Annotated in this window: 14 protein-coding genes; 1 reads left to right on the top strand and 13 read right to left on the bottom strand. The window is 38.4% G+C overall.

Going from position 1 to position 17,528, the window contains the following annotated elements; genetic code table 11:
• Nucleotides 1–19: 19 nt before the first annotated feature.
• From hemB to hemA, 5 genes are read right to left on the bottom strand one after another with little or no spacing between them, the layout of a single operon-like run.
• Nucleotides 20–1,006: a porphobilinogen synthase gene (gene hemB / locus DBX25_RS03610; RefSeq protein WP_108669418.1), complete on the bottom strand. Its 987-nt coding sequence runs from the start codon at nt 1,004–1,006 to the stop codon at nt 20–22.
• On the bottom strand, nt 1,003–1,803 hold the full coding sequence (locus tag DBX25_RS03605; protein ID WP_108669417.1) for a uroporphyrinogen-III synthase: 801 nt from the start codon (nt 1,801–1,803) through the stop codon (nt 1,003–1,005). The genes hemB and DBX25_RS03605 overlap by 4 nt, the downstream gene beginning before the upstream one ends.
• Nucleotides 1,803–2,735: a hydroxymethylbilane synthase gene (gene hemC, locus DBX25_RS03600; RefSeq protein WP_108669416.1), complete on the bottom strand. Its 933-nt coding sequence runs from the start codon at nt 2,733–2,735 to the stop codon at nt 1,803–1,805. The genes DBX25_RS03605 and hemC overlap by 1 nt, the downstream gene beginning before the upstream one ends.
• A 9-nt stretch (nt 2,736–2,744) precedes the next feature.
• Nucleotides 2,745–3,578 (bottom strand): cytochrome C assembly family protein, encoded by an 834-nt coding sequence (locus DBX25_RS03595; protein WP_108669415.1) that lies wholly within the window; start codon nt 3,576–3,578, stop codon nt 2,745–2,747.
• A 15-nt stretch (nt 3,579–3,593) separates the two neighbouring features.
• Nucleotides 3,594–4,943 (bottom strand): glutamyl-tRNA reductase, encoded by a 1,350-nt coding sequence (gene hemA, locus DBX25_RS03590; RefSeq protein ID WP_108669414.1) that lies wholly within the window; start codon nt 4,941–4,943, stop codon nt 3,594–3,596.
• A gap of 257 nt (nt 4,944–5,200) precedes the next feature.
• On the opposite strand from hemA, the gene DBX25_RS03585 reads away from it, so the two are divergent.
• Nucleotides 5,201–5,686: a LiaI-LiaF-like domain-containing protein gene (locus tag DBX25_RS03585; protein ID WP_108669413.1), complete on the top strand. Its 486-nt coding sequence runs from the start codon at nt 5,201–5,203 to the stop codon at nt 5,684–5,686.
• 148 nt (nt 5,687–5,834) lie between these two features.
• Here the strand turns inward: DBX25_RS03585 and yihA are convergent, their stop codons facing one another.
• The 8 genes from yihA to leuC form a co-directional block, all read right to left on the bottom strand.
• Complete coding sequence (gene yihA / locus DBX25_RS03580; protein ID WP_108669412.1) at nt 5,835–6,419, bottom strand: ribosome biogenesis GTP-binding protein YihA/YsxC; 585 nt, start codon at nt 6,417–6,419, stop codon at nt 5,835–5,837.
• The gene (lon, locus tag DBX25_RS03575; protein WP_108669411.1) at nt 6,416–8,740 is read right to left on the bottom strand and encodes an endopeptidase La; all 2,325 of its coding nucleotides are present in this window, start codon (nt 8,738–8,740) and stop codon (nt 6,416–6,418) included. Before lon ends, yihA begins: the two co-directional genes overlap by 4 nt.
• Before the next feature lie 459 nt (nt 8,741–9,199).
• Entirely contained in the window at nt 9,200–10,867 is a 1,668-nt protein-coding gene (lonB, locus tag DBX25_RS03570; protein WP_108669410.1) for an ATP-dependent protease LonB, read from the bottom strand.
• Nucleotides 10,868–11,215: 348 nt separating this feature from the next.
• Complete coding sequence (gene clpX, locus DBX25_RS03565) at nt 11,216–12,481, bottom strand: ATP-dependent protease ATP-binding subunit ClpX (RefSeq protein WP_108669409.1); 1,266 nt, start codon at nt 12,479–12,481, stop codon at nt 11,216–11,218.
• Nucleotides 12,482–12,850: 369 nt separating this feature from the next.
• Nucleotides 12,851–14,128 carry a trigger factor gene (tig, locus tag DBX25_RS03560; RefSeq protein ID WP_108669408.1) on the bottom strand — a complete coding sequence of 426 codons (1,278 nt, stop codon included), beginning with the start codon at nt 14,126–14,128 and terminating at the stop codon, nt 12,851–12,853.
• Nucleotides 14,129–14,304: 176 nt separating this feature from the next.
• On the bottom strand, nt 14,305–15,315 hold the full coding sequence (locus tag DBX25_RS03555) for a tetratricopeptide repeat protein (RefSeq protein ID WP_108669407.1): 1,011 nt from the start codon (nt 15,313–15,315) through the stop codon (nt 14,305–14,307).
• Nucleotides 15,316–15,473: 158 nt separating this feature from the next.
• Nucleotides 15,474–16,058 (bottom strand): 3-isopropylmalate dehydratase small subunit, encoded by a 585-nt coding sequence (leuD, locus tag DBX25_RS03550; RefSeq protein WP_108669406.1) that lies wholly within the window; start codon nt 16,056–16,058, stop codon nt 15,474–15,476.
• Nucleotides 16,059–16,073: 15 nt separating this feature from the next.
• On the bottom strand, nt 16,074–17,498 hold the full coding sequence (leuC, locus tag DBX25_RS03545) for a 3-isopropylmalate dehydratase large subunit (RefSeq protein ID WP_108669405.1): 1,425 nt from the start codon (nt 17,496–17,498) through the stop codon (nt 16,074–16,076).
• Nucleotides 17,499–17,528: the final 30 nt, after the last annotated feature.

Raw genomic sequence — 17,528 nt, 5'->3', positions numbered from 1 at the left:
CTTAATCTTATAAAATTAATTACAGCTCTTTCACCCATTTAGCCACGTCTTTTGCAAAATATGTGATGATTAAATCTGCACCAGCACGCTTTAATCCGGTCAACGTTTCCATTACGATGCTCTTTTCATCAATCCAACCATTCTGTGCAGCCGCTTTGATCATGGAGTATTCTCCACTAACATTGTAAGCGACAACAGGCAAATTAAAGGAATTTTTCACATCTCTAATGATATCCATATATGCTAATGCAGGCTTGACCATTAGGAAGTCCGCGCCTTCCATCATATCCGATTCTGCTTCCCGTAATGCTTCTAATCGGTTTGCAGGATCCATTTGATAAGCTTTGCGGTCGCCGAATTGAGGTGCACTATTAGCTGCATCACGGAATGGTCCGTAATAAGCAGAAGAATATTTTACAGCGTAAGACATAATCGGAACATCATGGTATCCAGCTTCATCTAAACCAGCACGGATAGCAGCAACAAAACCATCCATCATATTGGATGGAGCAATAATATCCGCACCAGCCTCAACTTGACTGACAGCCGTTTTTGCAAGAAGGTCTAGAGTTGGGTCATTTAGTACTTTGCCCTCTTCTACAATGCCGCAGTGACCATGACTTGTGTACTCGCATAGACAAGTATCAGCTACTACTAATAAATCAGGATACTTTTCCTTCACTAATCTTGTTCCTTGTTGGACTAAACCATTGTGGCTGAATGCCCCAGTACCCGTTTCATCTTTTTCATGATCGTAAGGTACACCAAATAGAATAACTGATTTGATGCCAAGCTCTACTGCCTCATCCACTTCTTCCATGAATTTATCTAAGGATAATTGAAACACTCCTGGCATGGAGGTGACTTCATTTTTCACATTTTCTCCTGCAGCGATAAAGATTGGATAGATTAAGTCTTCCGTACGTAAAAATGTTTCTCTTACCAGTGCTCTCATATTCGCGTTTTGGCGTAATCTTCGATGACGTGTGAACTGTAGGTCTTTCATTCTAAGTCCCTCCTATTTTTATTCGAATAATAGCTTTTCATAGAGTCAATCATTCCATCAATGGTATACACGTCCGGACATATTTCGACGTTCAATCCATGTTTATTAGCCGTCGCCTTTGCAATTGGACCAATGCAGGCGATCAGTGAATTCCGTATGTAATCTTGTAATTGATAGTGCTCCACAACTTTCATAAAGTGGTCAATCGCTGAAGAACTTGTAAAAGTAATGACATCGATATTTTTTTCACTTAAACAGTCTTTTAAAGCACTGTCACTGCCTTCAGGAATTACGGTATCATACATGATGATTTCTTCGCAAAGATTACCATTTTCACGTATGGCAACGGCAATAATATTCCTCGCAAGATTTCCTTTAGCAATTAAAACTTGTTCCCCTTGTTTTAAGATTGTTAAAAATTCTTCTACAAACACTTCAGCAACATATGTAGTGGGAATAAAATCTGCTTCAAATCCCTTTGATTGTAAGTAAGAAAGGGTCTTTGCACCAATGACTGCTATTTTCGGTAATGTTGTTTGGATTTCAAGGCACTGTAACCATTCGAAAAAATAATCGACACCATTTTTACTCGTTAAAACCAACCAATCGAAATTCGAGAGCCTGTTCAACACAGCGGAGATTTCTTCTCGGTTGGTTTCTGATTTTTGAAACGACAAGAGAGGGATTACTATAGGAATCCCTCCGTGCTGTTTAATCTTGCTGGACATTTCATAGGACTGGTTGCTTCCTCTTGTGATTAACACATATTTTTGATGGAGAAAGCCTTGTTCATCCATTACTTATCCAGCTCCTCTTTAACCTTGTCAATCAATTCTTTTGCTCCTTCTTTCGAAAGTAGACTAGCTACTTCATGACCAACCTCAACAGGATCTTTTCCTGAAATCATTTCTTTATAGATGACTTTTCCATCCGGGCTTGCCACAAGTGATGTTAATGTAACATTTTCGGAATCGTCTACCGTAGCGAAACCGGCAATGGGAACCTGGCAGCCACCTTCCATTTTATCAAGAAAAGCACGTTCCGCTTCAACAGCGATTTTCGTTTTATTGCAGGTGAATTTGCTAAGTTGTGCCAATAGTTCTTGGTCATCTTCACGACATTCAATAGATAAAGCGCCTTGACCAACTGCAGGTAAACAAAAATCTGTATCTAAGAATTCTGTAACTACTTCAGATTTCCAACCCATCCGAGCTAATCCAGCAGCTGCTAAAATAATCGCATCATAATCTTCGTCCTTTAATTTTTGAAGACGAGTGTCAATGTTTCCACGAATCCATTTAATTTCTAAATCTGGTCTTCTCGCAAGAATTTGGGAACTACGTCTAAGACTACTTGTTCCAATGATTGACCCTGCAGGAAGCTCATCTAATGTTTTACCATCCTTGGAAATTAACGCATCTCTATGATCTTCCCTAAAAGGGATACAACCAATTGTCAGTCCCTCTGGCAATACTGCAGGCATATCTTTCATACTATGGACAGCTATATCAATTTCTTTATCTAAAAGAGCTTGTTCGATTTCTTTAACGAATAACCCTTTGCCCCCAACCTTGGAAAGTGTGACATCTAAGATTTGATCACCTTTAGTCACTATTTCCTTAACCTCAAATTCAAATGGCAGCCCAAGGGATTTTAATTGGTTAATGACCCAATTCGTCTGCGTCAAAGCTAATTTACTTCTTCTGGAGCCTACAATAATTTTTCTCATGGGACCCTCCTAAGTGTTCCAAAAATGGAAAGCAGATAAGCTTCCAAATAGTAAAAAGTTAATTAATACGATAAAAAATGAAGCGATGTTCCAATAGGCAAGTGTTTTTCCGTAGACTTGCTTACGAACCCTCAAATATAAATAACAACTATAAGAAATGAGTACAATGAATGACCCAACGATTTTCGAATCGAACCAGCTCACATCAGGGACTTTTATGTATGCCCACTGCAAGCCAAGAATTAATGCTAATAAAAGCATAGGCACTCCAATCACTGTTAATACATATGACATATGTTCCAACTTTGATAGGTCACCTAACCGGATTAAGCGCTTTCCCCATTTTTTCCTTTTCAACAAATCATATTGCAATAAATAGAGAAGGGAAAATACGAAGGATAGTGAAAATGCACCATAAGACAGGATTGCCATCGTAATATGAATCAATAGCAACTCTGAAACTAGTTTTTGGGCAAGTACCTCTGATTCTACTTGAACTGGAGCAAATGTATGGATGGCCATAACAATGAAGCCCAGTACATTCGTAAAGAAAACGGTAAAATCCACCCGTAATAACTTATTAATAGCTAAAGAGAGTGTAATTAATACCCAAGCGTAAAAATATAGCCCTTCAAAAATCGTCAAGACTGGGAATCTTCCAGTTTTTTTGACATAAAGAAACAAAAAGATTGTTTGAAGCACCCAAACAATCGCAAGCAGCCAGAAGGCAAAACGGTTTGCCCTCCGGTCATTATGAAGGAAATCAATAAAGTATAAGAGCACACTTACCGCATACAGTACTACCGTAAACTCATGCAATCTTGTCATATACATTTCTAACATAGGAAGAAGCCTCTCTTACGCATGAGCCTGAACAGGCTTCAATCCTACTTTTGCTACACTTGGTTGCTGAATCTCAGTGGCTGTTTGCTTAGTCACCAATTCTTCAATATTAAAAGTTTTAATGAAATTCTGAAGAGCTTCTGCACTTTCAGGTTGATTTCCCGCTAGCTCTTTTGCAAACATGATTGGATCCTTGAGCATTTGGTTTACGATACTTTTTGTATGCTTGTTAAGGACTTTCATGTCACGTTCAGACAAGTGTGGAAGTTTTCTTTCAATGCTATCCATTGTGTCCGCCTGAATCGCTAAAGCCTTTTCACGTAAAGCAGAAATGACTGGTACTACACCGAGCATATTAATCCAAGAGTTAAACTCTACTATTTCGCCTTCAATCATGATCAAAATCGATTCAGCAGCTTTTTTACGCTCTTGAAGATTAGCTTCTACAATCCCTTCCAAATCATCAATATCATAAAGGAAGATGCTATCAAGCTTTGCTAAATCTGGATCAAGGTCACGCGGGACAGCAATGTCGACCATGAAAATAGGACGGCCTTTTCTCAGTTTATTGACCTGCATCATCATTTCTTTAGTGATGACATAATCCTTGGATCCTGTAGAAGAGATAAGGATATCAGCCTCAACTAATGCACATTGTAATTCTTGAAGCTGTTTTGCTTTGCCCGAGAAACGCTCTGCAAGATTCAAAGCTTTTTCAAACGTACGATTAATAACCGTCACATCTTTTGCACCGTTACTATAGAGGTTTTGGATGGCAAGTTCACCCATTTTACCTGCTCCTAAAACGAGTACATTCTTATTTTCTAAAGAACCAAAGATTTTTTTAGCTAACTCTACTGCTGCATAGCTTACAGAAACAGCATTAGTATTGATTTCCGTTTCAGCGTGAGCTTTCTTTGCTAAAGTAATAGCTTGTTTAAATAAATGATTGAACACTGTACCTGTAGTCTGTTCAGCTTGTCCAAGAAGATAACTAGAACGTACTTGACCAAGGATTTGTGTTTCTCCAAGTACCATTGAATTCAACCCACAGCTCACTTGGAATAAGTGTTCTACCGCACCATCACCCTCATATATGAATAGGAATGGTGAAAATTCACTTACTTCAAGATTGAACCATTGGGAAAGGAATTCTTTAATATAATAACGGCCCGTATGGATTTGATCGACAACCGCGTAAATTTCCGTTCTATTGCATGTAGAAATAATGATATTCTCTAAAATGCTTTTTTTATTATTTAATGCTCGCATTGCATCTGCAAGCTCAGTTTCATTAAATGATAGACGTTCACGAATTTCTACAGGGGCAGTTTTATAGTTGAGACCAACTGCTAAAATATGCATATATCCTTCGCACCCCCAATTAATTTTGACTATAAAAGTTCCATGACCATTATATCATGGACATTGTTTCGTACCTGAAAAAATTATGAACAGAATATGAATTCATATGCTAACATGGAAACAGTAATGTTTTCCTTAATTATTAATAATAGAACCAACTATTTATCACCAATATTCGACATAAACCTACTAATGTACCGTACCAAAAAAGTATTGATGTTGCAAGCAGTTACAATTGATTTTTATGGAGGTAATTTATGAAATCCCAACATATTTTTCCTGGAGTCATTTTAATAGGATTTGGTCTCTACTTTTTCATGCAACAAAACGCAATCACTCTTTTCGAAGGGTTTTATTCCTGGCCAACATTGCTTGGAATAGTAGGCATAGCCTTTTTACTGCAAGCATATATGGGTAAAGAGTTTGACAGTATTCTTCCCGGAGTGATTTTATTCGGTTTCGGACTGCATTTTCACGTGGTTGGAAAACTTAAAATTTGGCCAAATGACATTGGAGTATTCATATTAATTATCGCCTTAGGATTCATTTTACGAGCCAATAAAACAAAAAAGGGAATGTTCCATGGAATCTTACTACTTACTGTCTCGATCCTTCTCCTTTTCTATGATCGAATCTTTAAGATGATGGGTGTACTTGAAAACGGAATGGATACAGCATTGAAATTTTGGCCTTTTGTTTTAATAGGCATTGGTTTTTATGTAATGTTTATCCGAAAAAAATAACTAATAAGCTAAATTTCTAGTTGACCCCATAATTAATTTTTTCCAATTACATAAATGTTCATTCATACAATCTTATCTTTCATAAAACTCAAAAAAGAAACAGCCAATCAAAAGATCGGCTGTTTCTTTTTTTAAACAGTATTTAGTTCTATTTCATATGTCTAAATAGTGCTGACCAGGCTTCATCCTTGCCAAGCCCTGTTTCAGATGAAAACATAATCACTTCGTCACCATGTTCGATTTCCAAAGTCTCTTTTACAACTTTGAGATGCTTTTGCCATTTACCTTTCGGGATTTTATCGGCTTTTGTCGCAACGATAATTACCGGGATTCCATGATGTTTTAAGAAATCATACATCATCACATCATCCTTGGAAGGAGGATGACGAAGATCGACAATCAATAAGGCAGCTTTTAACTGTTCACGTGCAGTGAAGTAAGTCTCAATCATCCTTCCCCATGCCTCACGCTCGGATTTACTTACTTTTGCATACCCATACCCCGGTACATCTACAAAGTGTATTTCTTCATTTATGATGTAGAAATTCAAAGTCTGGGTTTTACCAGGTTTTGAAGATGTTCTTGCTAAATTCTTACGATTGATCATTTTATTTATGAAGGAAGACTTTCCAACATTCGATCTTCCTGCCAGAGCGAATTCCGGTAAATTACCTTCTGGGTATTGCTCTGGTTTTACTGCGCTAATCACTATATCCGCATGTGTTACTTTCATTTGCTTGCACCTACTAATGCTTGCTTCAATACCTCATCAACATGGGATACTAAGACAAATTCTAATTCATTTCTTACGCTTTCAGGGATATCATCTATGTCCTTTTCATTATCCTTCGGCAAAATGATTTTCGTTAAACCTGCTCGATGTGCACTTAATGTTTTTTCTTTAACTCCACCAATCGGCAATACGCGACCACGTAATGTTACCTCTCCTGTCATACCTACTTCTCTTCGGACAGGTTTTCCACTTAAAGCAGAAACGAGCGCCGTCGTAATAGTAATACCCGCAGATGGACCATCTTTTGGTACTGCTCCTTCAGGAACGTGGATATGGATGTCGTATTTTTCATGGAAATTCTTATCAATTCCAAGTTCTTCAGGCTTGGAACGAATATAACTGAAGGCTGCTTGGGCTGATTCCTTCATTACGTCACCCAGTTTCCCTGTTAAGACAAGCTTACCTTTTCCTTGGGAAAGAGAAACCTCAATCTGAAGGGTGTCTCCACCAACCGTCGTGTAAGCTAATCCCGTTGCAACGCCGATTTGATCCTCCATTTCAGCCTGACCATAACGGAATTTCGGTTTACCTAAGAAAGTATCAACAGTTTTATCAGAAACAATGACCTTTTTCTTATCCCCAGCAACGATGATTTTTGCCGTTTTTCTACATACATTCGCAAGCTGTCTCTCTAAACTACGAACTCCAGCTTCTCGAGTATAGTATCTAATAATTTTTTGAATCGCTTCATCTTTGATCTGAAGCTGTGATTTCTTCAATCCATGTTCAGCAATTTGCTTTGGTAATAGATGGTCTTTTGCGATATGCAATTTTTCCAGTTCCGTATAACCTGCAATATTAATGATTTCCATACGGTCACGCAATGGTCCAGGAATAGTTGCTAGGTTATTGGCAGTGGCAATGAACATCACTTTCGATAAATCATATGTTTCTTCTATATAGTGGTCACTAAAGTTGTGATTTTGCTCTGGGTCCAACACTTCAAGCATAGCAGAAGAAGGATCACCTCTGAAATCAGAGGACATTTTATCGATTTCATCCAATAGGAATACTGGATTAATCGTCCCAGCTTTTTTCATGCCCTGAATAATTCTACCTGGCATTGCACCAACATAGGTTCGACGATGTCCACGAATTTCGGATTCATCACGTACTCCACCTAAAGAAATACGGACAAAATTTCGATTTAACGAGGTTGCAATCGACCTTGCTAAACTTGTTTTTCCTACTCCAGGAGGTCCTGCTAAACAAAGGATTGGTCCTTTTAAAGAGTTGGTCAACTTTTGCACAGCCAAATACTCCAAAACTCTTTCTTTCACCTTTTCTAAACCATAGTGATCTTTATCCAATACTTTTTCAGCTCGAGCAATATCGATATTATCCTCCGTCGCATTAGACCATGGAAGAGCGACAAGCCATTCAAGATAGTTTCGAATTACAGCGCTTTCTGCTGAACTGGAAGGTACCTTTTCATAGCGGTCCAATTCCTTCATCGCTGTTTCTTGAATGTGATTCGGCATATTAGCCTTTTCGATTTTTTCAGTCAAAATGGCAATTTCACCTGTTTTGCCTTCTTTATCTCCAAGTTCTTTTTGAATGGCCTTCATTTGCTCACGAAGATAATATTCTTTTTGTGTTCTTTCCATTGATCGCTTTACACGTTGACCAATTTTCTTTTCTAAATTAAGCACTTCACGTTCATTATTGATGATATCAATAACCTTGCCAAGACGCTTTTTAATGTCGATTGTTTCAAGAATCTCCTGCTTTTCTTTCAACTTCAACGGTAAATGAGATGAAATAATATCTGCTAGTCGTCCTGGTTCTTCAATATCTGCAGTGGATGCAAATGTCTCTGCTGAAATTTTCTTGGACATTTTAATATATTGCTCAAAATATTCAAGAAGCGTTCTCATTAGAGCTTGATGTTCGACATCCTTCTCTTCTGAGTCGTCATAAGTTAACAATTCAGCAGTCATATATGTATCATGATCTTGAATTGAAATAGCCTCAGCTCTTGATAAACCTTCGACTAAAACACGGATAGTCCCATTAGGAAGCTTTAACATTTGCTTAACCTTTGTCAAAGTTCCCATAGTGTAAACATCTTCTTCACTCGGATCGTTTAAGGAAACATCCATTTGAGTGGTCAAGAAGATAAGATGTTCTTCCACCATTGCTTTTTCCAAAGCCTGAATAGACTTGTCCCTACCTACATCTAAATGCAGGACCATAGTAGGGTAAACGAGTAATCCTCTTAGCGGAAGGAGGGGGACGATGAGTTGTTTTTGTTCAGCCATGCCTAATACCTCCAAAAGAATAAGCGATATTTTTTTCTATACGCCAAAAATAAAGCGAAATGTTGATAACCAATAATACCGATATGTTAAAAAAAATTCCAAGGCATTCCCTGAAATTCATCAACTGCATAAAGATTAGGAATTATGAAAATCAAGACAAAGCATCCATCCATTTCAGCATTGCTCAACCTTTTAACAATTCTATCTTATTTGCCAGGGTGTGTCTATCAGTTTGAATTTATGAGATGTATGCGATTAGTATCTCCAAAACTGCCCGTCTAAAATGTGTATCACAGCAAATTCACATGTTATATGTTGGGATTACAAGACTCATAAAACTTGCTCCCTATTGAAACACCGAGATGTATCTAAAAACATCAATTCTATATTTACCCTAGGCTGATTCTCATGGTGTTCATAAAAAATGCTTCGGTGTCGAATTACACCGAAGCACTTTTTTTAGACACTCTTTTCACGAGGTGGAAACGTAAGATTGGGTAAGACATCCTCTGGTCGTTCTTCCTTCTTTAATGCTAGATCTAAAACTTCTCTAAAATGAAGGACAGGAACAATTTTTACCCCTTCTATTTCTTTCAAGATGGACTGCATGTTTTCTTGAGGAATAATGATTGTATCAGCACCAGCTAACTTCGCTGCCTTTACCTTTGGATACACTCCTCCAACCGGTTTAACTGATCCATGTATGCTCATTTCACCAGTCATGGCGATTTTATGATCGACAGGAATTCGATAAATCGCAGAGTAAATACCAGTAGCCATAGCAATACCAGCTGAAGGTCCATCTATCGGAACTCCCCCAGGGAAATTCACGTGAATATCAAATTGGTCTGCAGGCACACCCATGGATCTTAATACTGTCACCACATTTTCGATTGAGCCTTTTGCCATGCTTTTTCGTCTAATTTGTTTTCCGCTTCCACCAATACTTTCTTCTTCTACAATTCCAGTGATATTGATAGAACCTTTATCCTTTGCAGCGATTACTGTCACTTCAATTTCCAACAATGCACCACTGTTCGGACCATGAACCGCTAAACCATTCACCAAACCAATTTTAGATTGTTCCCCGATTTTCCGCTCCATTCTTGGGCTCAACTGGCTGGTTTGGACGATCCACTCAATTTCTTCATCTTTCACAAAGTCACGTTTTTCAGTGATTGCAAGGCCAGCAGCTGTTTGAACTAAGTTGACAGCCTCACGACCGTTTCTTGCGTATGTAGAAAGGATAGTCATTCCATTTTCACTGACTTTAATATTAACTTTCTTTGAAGCATTTTGGGCTACTTCTATGATTTCTTCTTGTTCCAGTTCCCTAAAAAATACTTCCATACATCGCGAGCGAATGGCTGCAGGAATTTCACTTGGTGTTCGTGTTGTGGCTCCGATTAAGCGAAAATCCGCAGGCAAACCATTTTTAAAAATATCATGGATGTGTGCGGGAATTCCATTGTTTTCTTCTTGGTAGTAGGCACTTTCAAAATGGACTTTACGGTCCTCTAATACTTTTAAGAGTTTATTCATTTGGATAGGATGCAATTCCCCTATTTCATCAATGAACAAGACCCCACCATGGGCGTTTGAAACAGCCCCTTGTTTTGGCTGAGGGATTCCGGCTTGCCCCATTGCCCCTGCACCTTGGTAAATTGGATCATGGACCGAACCTATTAAGGGATCCGCAATTCCTCTTTCATCAAATCGGGCTGTAGTTGCGTCTAACTCAACGAAAACCGCATTCCGTTTAAAGGGAGACCTTTCATACTTTTTTGCTTCCTCCAACACAAGTCTTGCAGCAGCTGTCTTTCCTACTCCTGGAGGACCATAAATGATAACGTGCTGCGGATTCGGACCACACAATGCTGCCTTTAAAGCTTTAATTCCATCAGTTTGCCCTACAATATCGTCAAAGCTAGCCGGCCTTACTCTTTCCGCTAGAGGCACAGTTAATGAGATAGAGCGCATTTTTCTTAGTTGGTCCATTTCTTTTCGGGATTCACGATCGATCGTCACTCTTTGGGAACGTTGCCCTTTTAAGAGATTTAAGAAATACAAACCAATTACAACACCAAAAAACAACTGGATAAACACAGCAATTCCTGTCCAGCTCATCGAAGTACCTCCTGAAAATCATCTCTGTTCTGTATTGCTAGTATCTCCTTGGAACAGGAGAATTAACCGTATTTTTACAAAAGAGATAGTCTGGTGATTTTTAACTTGAAGTGGCTACTGAATGTATTAGAAAGTTTGTCCGTTGATTTCAGCGAGAGGAACTTGCTTTCTGCAGGAAGGGGTGGGAGTCTCCTAGGTGTTATGGCCTGTGGTTTCTATCCTGAAGTACATTGTTGATTTACTCATGTTTGGATTGGAGCAGTAAACATCAGGCAAAAAACAACAATTAATGCAAAAAAGAAGAAAGACTCAAAATAAATGAGCCTTCCTTCCTTATGGTTATACAAATTATGCGCTTGTTTTTTCTTCACCGACAACAACCGATCCGTCTGTCAATAACAGCTTTGGTGGTTTGTTTTCAGTTACAGTTTCAGCTGTAATGATACATTTTTCGATATCTTCGCGTGAAGGCAATTCAAACATGACTTCAAGCATGATTCCTTCAATGATTGAACGTAATCCACGTGCACCTGTTTTTCTTTCAATTGCTTTTTTAGCAATTTCATGAAGGGCCGCTTCTTCAAATTCCAATTGAACATCATCCAGCTCAAGCATTTTTTGGTATTGCTTCACTAAAGCATTTTTCGGCTTAGTCAAGATTTCGATTAATGCTTCTTCATCCAGCTGCTCTAATGTAGCGATTACTGGAAGACGCCCGATGAACTCAGGAATTAATCCGAACTTTAATAAGTCTTCAGGAAGTACTTTTGATAATAACTCTTTTTCTTTTACTTCTTCCTTCTTATTATCAGAACCGAATCCAATTACTTTCTGACCAAGACGTCGTTTAATAATAGGTTCAATTCCATCAAATGCACCACCACAAATAAACAAGATATTCGTCGTGTCGATTTGGATGAATTCTTGATGAGGATGCTTTCTGCCACCTTGAGGTGGAACGCTAGCTACAGTACCTTCCAAGATTTTCAACAACGCCTGCTGTACACCTTCACCAGATACATCACGAGTGATGGATGGATTTTCAGATTTTCTAGCAACTTTATCAATTTCATCTATGTAGATGATACCTTTTTCAGCTTTTTCTACATCATAATCAGCAGCTTGAATCAATTTCAAAAGAATGTTTTCAACATCTTCCCCAACATAACCTGCTTCCGTTAGAGATGTTGCATCCGCAATTGCAAATGGCACATTTAAAAGTCTAGCTAATGTTTGAGCCAATAATGTTTTACCACTACCTGTAGGTCCGATCAAAGAGATATTACTTTTTGAAAGTTCTACATCGTCAATTTTACTGTTCGAATTGATTCGTTTGTAGTGATTATATACAGCTACAGCCAACGATTTCTTTGCCTGCTCCTGACCAATTACATACTCATCCAAGATTTCTCGGATTTCCTTCGGCTTAGGAACATCCTTAAATTCTACTTCTTCCTCAGTGCCTAGCTCTTCTTCCACAATTTCTGTGCAAAGCTCGATACATTCGTCACAAATATATACTCCAGGACCAGCTACGAGTTTGCGTACCTGCTCTTGAGTTTTACCACAAAAAGAACACTTAAGTTGTCCCTTTTCATCATTAAATTTAAACATGATCTCTCACCCCTTTAGAACTTTTCCCTGTATAACAAAGAAGTCTGGACGGCCATTTTCACCGATATCCAAACCTTCCCATCAAGCTTTGAAGATTGATTAAGTTGCATTTTACCACGTTCTTATGTAAAAGAAAAACGATATTGCTTAGAGAAAACGAGTCAATTAGAGACTCATTTTCACAGTACTATGTATTTTGCCCTTTAAAGGCAATCCCAAACCCAGGAATTTTATTAAGAATAGATAGAATATGTATATGCGTGCTAAACCTTATTTTACACCTTATGTAAGAAATAATCCTAGTCTAGTATATGGTATAAAACAAGGCACGAAATAATCGCGCCTTGTTTATTTAGATGATTTATTTAATTACTTGCTGTTTTCAACAAGGAAATCTACTGCTTTACGAACACGTAGGTCTGCTTTAACACCTTCAAGGTTACCTAAAGCTTGCTTGATTGTGTTTACATCCATGTTGTATTGCTCAGACATTTTTTGGATTTCGCTGTCCACATCAGCATCAGTTGCTTCAAGGTTTTCAGCATCTGCGATTGCTTCAAGAACTAAGTTGATGCGTACACGGAATTCAGCTTCTTCTTTCATTTGAGCTTTTAAAGCTGCTTCGTCTTGACCTGAGAACTGGAAGTATAGGTCAAGGTTCATACCTTGCATTTGAAGACGTTGTTCAAACTCTTTCATCATGCGGCCAATTTCGTTTTCAATCATTACTTCTGGAATAGTTACTTCTGCATTTTCAGCAGCTTTTTCTACTACAGCGTCACGTAATTGGTGTTCAGCATCATGCTTTTTGCTCTCTTCAAGGTTTTTCTTTGTTTTTTCTTTTAGTTCAGCTAAAGTTTCAACTTCTTCATCAACATCTTTAGCAAATTCATCATCTAACTCAGGAAGTTGCTTTGCTTTGATTTCATGAAGAGTAACTTTGAAAGTTGCAGGCTTTCCAGCAAGCTCAGCAGCATGGTACTCTTCTGGGAAGTTTACTTCGATATCTTTTTGTTGACCAGCTTCTAAACCAACTAATTGATCTTCGAAACCTGGGATAAATGAACCTGATCCAAGTTCAAGTGAGTAGTTTTCAGCTTTACCGCCTTCGAATGCTTCGCCATCTACAAAACCTTCAAAGTCGATTACGACAGTATCACCGTTTTCAGCTTTTCCGTTTCCTTTAACAACTAGCTCAGCTTGGCGCTCTTGCATAGCTTTGATTTCAGCGTCCACGTCTTCTTCTGTTACTGTTGCATCAAGCTTTTCAACTTCGATACCTTTATATTCACCTAATTTAACTTCAGGTCTAACAGTTACAGTAGCTGTAAAAATAAGGTTTTTGCCTTTTTCCATTTGTTCTACATCGATTTCAGGGCGATCTACAGGATCAATTCCTGCTTCTTCTACTGCGCTTGCATAAGCTTCAGGTAGGATGAAATCAAGAGCATCTTGATATAGCGCTTCTACACCAAAACGTTTTTCGAACATTTGGCGAGGCATTTTTCCTTTACGGAATCCAGGAATATTTACTTGCTTTACTACTTTTTTAAATGCAGCGTCTAAACCTTCGTTTACTTTTTCAGCTGGAACTTCAATTGTAAGAACTCCGCGGTTCTCTTCTTTTTTTTCCCATTTAACAGACATGCGTTTCCCTCCAAAAATCTATATACTTCATTATTTTGCTTTAATATGCCTTGTTGATTGCTCACAAGTCATTCTTACAAAATTCTCAAACTGAATTGAGAAAGTCGTTTTTTGTATGTTCTACATTACAACCACTACATTATAACATAGGTTGTCTTTGTTTCAACAGCAATAGCTTAAATTATGGGAGAAGATATTTCCTCCAGAGCGCGTAGATGACCCAGCGCCTCACTTATTCTTTCTGGTTGACACGCATAAAGGGATGCTATTTTTACCGGATCCGGTTCAGAACCTTGATATTCATCGGATAAATAATGGTAGGCAGCCACCAGTTCTTCATCATGAAAAGGAAAACCAAACGGATAACTAATAAAATGGTGTCGTTCTAGAATATTTTTAGCGAGTTCATATTGGGTTGGATTTTCTTGCCCTAATCCATTATCCAGGAGTTCAATAAGTTTTAACAGCGCTGTATCATCTTTAACAAGAGGTAGCTCTGAAGGTACAGCATTCATGCTCCGACCTAGTTTCACAATTGAGATTTCTATCCCGTATTGTTGCTCTACCATCATAGTTAAAACCATAGTCTTTAGGAATGGATGGGCTTTTTCATCCACTAAAAAATCCTCCAGTTGAGAAGCATATGGTCGAATGTTTTTATCAGATAACTTAGATAGAAGGAAAAATTGTTCGCTATCCGTTTTACCTTTAAGGATAAACTCTTCATACTCCGGTAGGACTTCTGCTTCTTTTTTTGTCTGTCGCTCTAATATGACTCTTTTACTGAATTCTAACATCCTTTCAAATGACTCCTCTTTATCAAGAGGGACCTCATTTTCATCCAGCAACGCTTCAATAGTTGAGACCATTTCTTCGTGCTCATTTAAATGAAGAAGCACCATTAAATAAATGCTCACAACTTGGAAATAGTCACCGATTCCTTTATGCATGATTTCCTTACAAAGCTGTTTGGCTTCCTTATATAACCCAAGCTCAACCATTGAAACAACAAGACCAATATGTAAATCTGCGTGATCAGGCTCTAATTCGACCGCTTGTGTAAGATAGGAATAAGCTTCTTTGAAGTTTTTATTTGCAAGAGAGTCCAACCCAAGCTTAATCAATCTATCAGATAACCCAGGTAGCGGGATGACATTGTCTTGCCTCTGTTTGTTTTTGTGATTCATACCTAAAACCCGCCTTATTCAATACGTTTGCTTTTTAATAGTGTAGCACGGCAAGTATAGGGAAACCAAATTCTAGAATAATATAATAGAGGATAATAACTTTTTTCATAATGAAGGGAAAAACCTATCCATTGAAATGGGATCACTTCTTGTGCTATCTATCCATGCATGAATTCATAGTATTTAATTTTTTCATCTAGTTGCAAGGTTAATGAAATTTCATCCCAACCGTTGACAAGCATTTCTTTCCAATATGGATGGATTTCAAATCTAGCTTCAAACCCTGAAGAGTCTTTCACTACTTGGTTAGGTAAATCAACCTCCAACTCTCTTTGAACAGCACTTGTTTTTTCAATGAGATGTTGGATAGTTTCTTTCGAAAGCTTGATAGGAAGCATACCATTTTTCAAGCAATTTTGATAGAAAATGTCAGCAAAAGATGGTGCTATCACAACGTTGAATCCATAATCCAAAAGGGCCCATGGAGCATGCTCTCTTGAAGAGCCGCACCCAAAGTTCTCTCCTGCAATAAGAATGGTACACCCTTTTGCATCTAATTGATTCAGTTCAAAATCTTCTCTCTCATTTCCATGTTCATCAAATCGCCAGTTAAAAAAGAGGTAGTCACCAAAACCTTGCCGATCAATTTTTTTCAAAAATTGTTTCGGAATAATTTGATCCGTATCCACGTTAGCCCGGTTTAATACTGCCACCCTGCTAATTACAGTCTTCAATCCACTCATGTCTCTCAGCTCCCTTTATATGTTTTTTTTAACTAATTGCTGTTGACTTAGTGTACGCACGTCAATAAATGAACCATAGATTGCTGCTGCCGCTGCCATTGCTGGGCTGACTAAATGGGTTCTTGCACCTTGTCCTTGTCTACCTTCGAAATTCCGGTTTGAAGTGGAGGCACAGTGTTCCCCTGCTGGTACCATATCCGGGTTCATACTTAAGCACATACTACATCCAGACTCCCTCCACTGAAATCCGGCATCAACGAAGATAACATCCAAACCCTCATCTTCCGCTTGTTGTTTGACCTTCTGAGAACCAGGTACCACTAGCGCCCTTACTCCTGATTTCACTTTTTTACCTTTTACGATTTCCGCTGCTTGTCTAAGGTCCTCGATTCTTGAATTGGTACATGAGCCAATGAATACATGTTGGATTGGAATATCTCCCATTGTTGAACCTTCTTTTAAATTCATATATTGAAGGGCTCGTTGTAAGGAATGCTGTTGTACTTTATCCTCATAATCTTCTGTTCGAGGAATGGTTCCATCTATTGGGCTGCACATGGCAGGATTGGTGCCCCAGCTAACCATAGGTGTGATGTCTTCACCTTGAATGACAATTTCATGATCATAAATCGAACTCTCATCGCTGGCTAAACTTCTCCAAAATTTGACCTGTTCATCAAAAGAACTTCCTTTTTCACTATATTTCCTTCCTTTTATATAAGAAAAAGTTGTTTCATCAGGGCTAACTAAACCCGCTCGAGCCCCACCCTCAATGGACATATTGCATACGGTCATCCTTTCTTCCATTGACATATTGCGAATCACTTCTCCGCAGTATTCAATAACATAACCCGTTCCAAAATTGACTCCTAACTTGGAGATAATATATAAAATAACATCCTTAGCAGTAACCCCATGTTGTAAACTTCCCTTAACCTCCAGCTTCATTGTCTTCGGTTTCGTTTGCCATAAAGTTTGAGTCGCAAGAACATGCTCAACTTCACTAGTTCCTATTCCAAAGGCAAGCGCACCAAAGGCACCGTGTGTAGATGTATGGCTATCGCCACACACTATTGTCATTCCAGGCTTAGTAAGTCCTAATTCTGGTCCAATAACATGAATAATACCTTGGTCTGCACTATTCAAATCAGCAAGTGGAATATTAAATTCCTTACAGTTTTCCTCAAGTGCATTCAACTGGTTCCTTGCAGTTTCATCATGAATGACGAAACGATTCTCCGTTGGGACATTATGGTCCATCGTAGCAAACGTTTTATCTGGCCTTCTTACACCTCTACTCTTTACTCTTAACCCTGCGAAAGCTTGTGGGGAAGTTACCTCGTGTATATAATGTAAATCAATATATAAGAGATCCGGTTTATTCTCTTCCCTATTTACAATATGAGATTCCCAAATTTTCTCGATTATCGATTTCCCCATGCTTATCCCCCTAACAGTTTTTTTACCTGT

Origin of the sequence: Peribacillus acanthi (assembly GCF_003073175.1) — a bacterium.
In the GTDB taxonomy this organism is placed as follows: domain Bacteria; phylum Bacillota; class Bacilli; order Bacillales; family DSM-1321; genus Bacillus_BN; species Bacillus_BN acanthi.
This window is presented reverse-complemented; position numbering and strand designations above follow the sequence as displayed.

Bases quoted from the DNA above. Each gene is read 5' to 3' on its own strand.
- lon (WP_108669411.1), bottom strand. From the start codon at position 8,740: ATGGCTGAACAAAAACAACTCATCGTCCCCCTCCTTCCGCTAAGAGGA.
- tig (WP_108669408.1), bottom strand. From the start codon at position 14,128: ATGTCTGTTAAATGGGAAAAAAAAGAAGAGAACCGCGGAGTTCTTACA.
- DBX25_RS03585 (WP_108669413.1), top strand. From the start codon at position 5,201: ATGAAATCCCAACATATTTTTCCTGGAGTCATTTTAATAGGATTTGGT.
- DBX25_RS03555 (WP_108669407.1), bottom strand. From the start codon at position 15,315: ATGAATCACAAAAACAAACAGAGGCAAGACAATGTCATCCCGCTACCT.
- clpX (WP_108669409.1), bottom strand. From the start codon at position 12,481: ATGTTTAAATTTAATGATGAAAAGGGACAACTTAAGTGTTCTTTTTGT.
- hemA (WP_108669414.1), bottom strand. From the start codon at position 4,943: ATGCATATTTTAGCAGTTGGTCTCAACTATAAAACTGCCCCTGTAGAA.
- leuC (WP_108669405.1), bottom strand. From the start codon at position 17,498: ATGGGGAAATCGATAATCGAGAAAATTTGGGAATCTCATATTGTAAAT.
- DBX25_RS03605 (WP_108669417.1), bottom strand. From the start codon at position 1,803: ATGGATGAACAAGGCTTTCTCCATCAAAAATATGTGTTAATCACAAGA.
- lonB (WP_108669410.1), bottom strand. From the start codon at position 10,867: ATGAGCTGGACAGGAATTGCTGTGTTTATCCAGTTGTTTTTTGGTGTT.
- hemB (WP_108669418.1), bottom strand. From the start codon at position 1,006: ATGAAAGACCTACAGTTCACACGTCATCGAAGATTACGCCAAAACGCG.
- DBX25_RS03595 (WP_108669415.1), bottom strand. From the start codon at position 3,578: ATGTTAGAAATGTATATGACAAGATTGCATGAGTTTACGGTAGTACTG.
- yihA (WP_108669412.1), bottom strand. From the start codon at position 6,419: ATGAAAGTAACACATGCGGATATAGTGATTAGCGCAGTAAAACCAGAG.
- hemC (WP_108669416.1), bottom strand. From the start codon at position 2,735: ATGAGAAAAATTATTGTAGGCTCCAGAAGAAGTAAATTAGCTTTGACG.
- leuD (WP_108669406.1), bottom strand. From the start codon at position 16,058: ATGAGTGGATTGAAGACTGTAATTAGCAGGGTGGCAGTATTAAACCGG.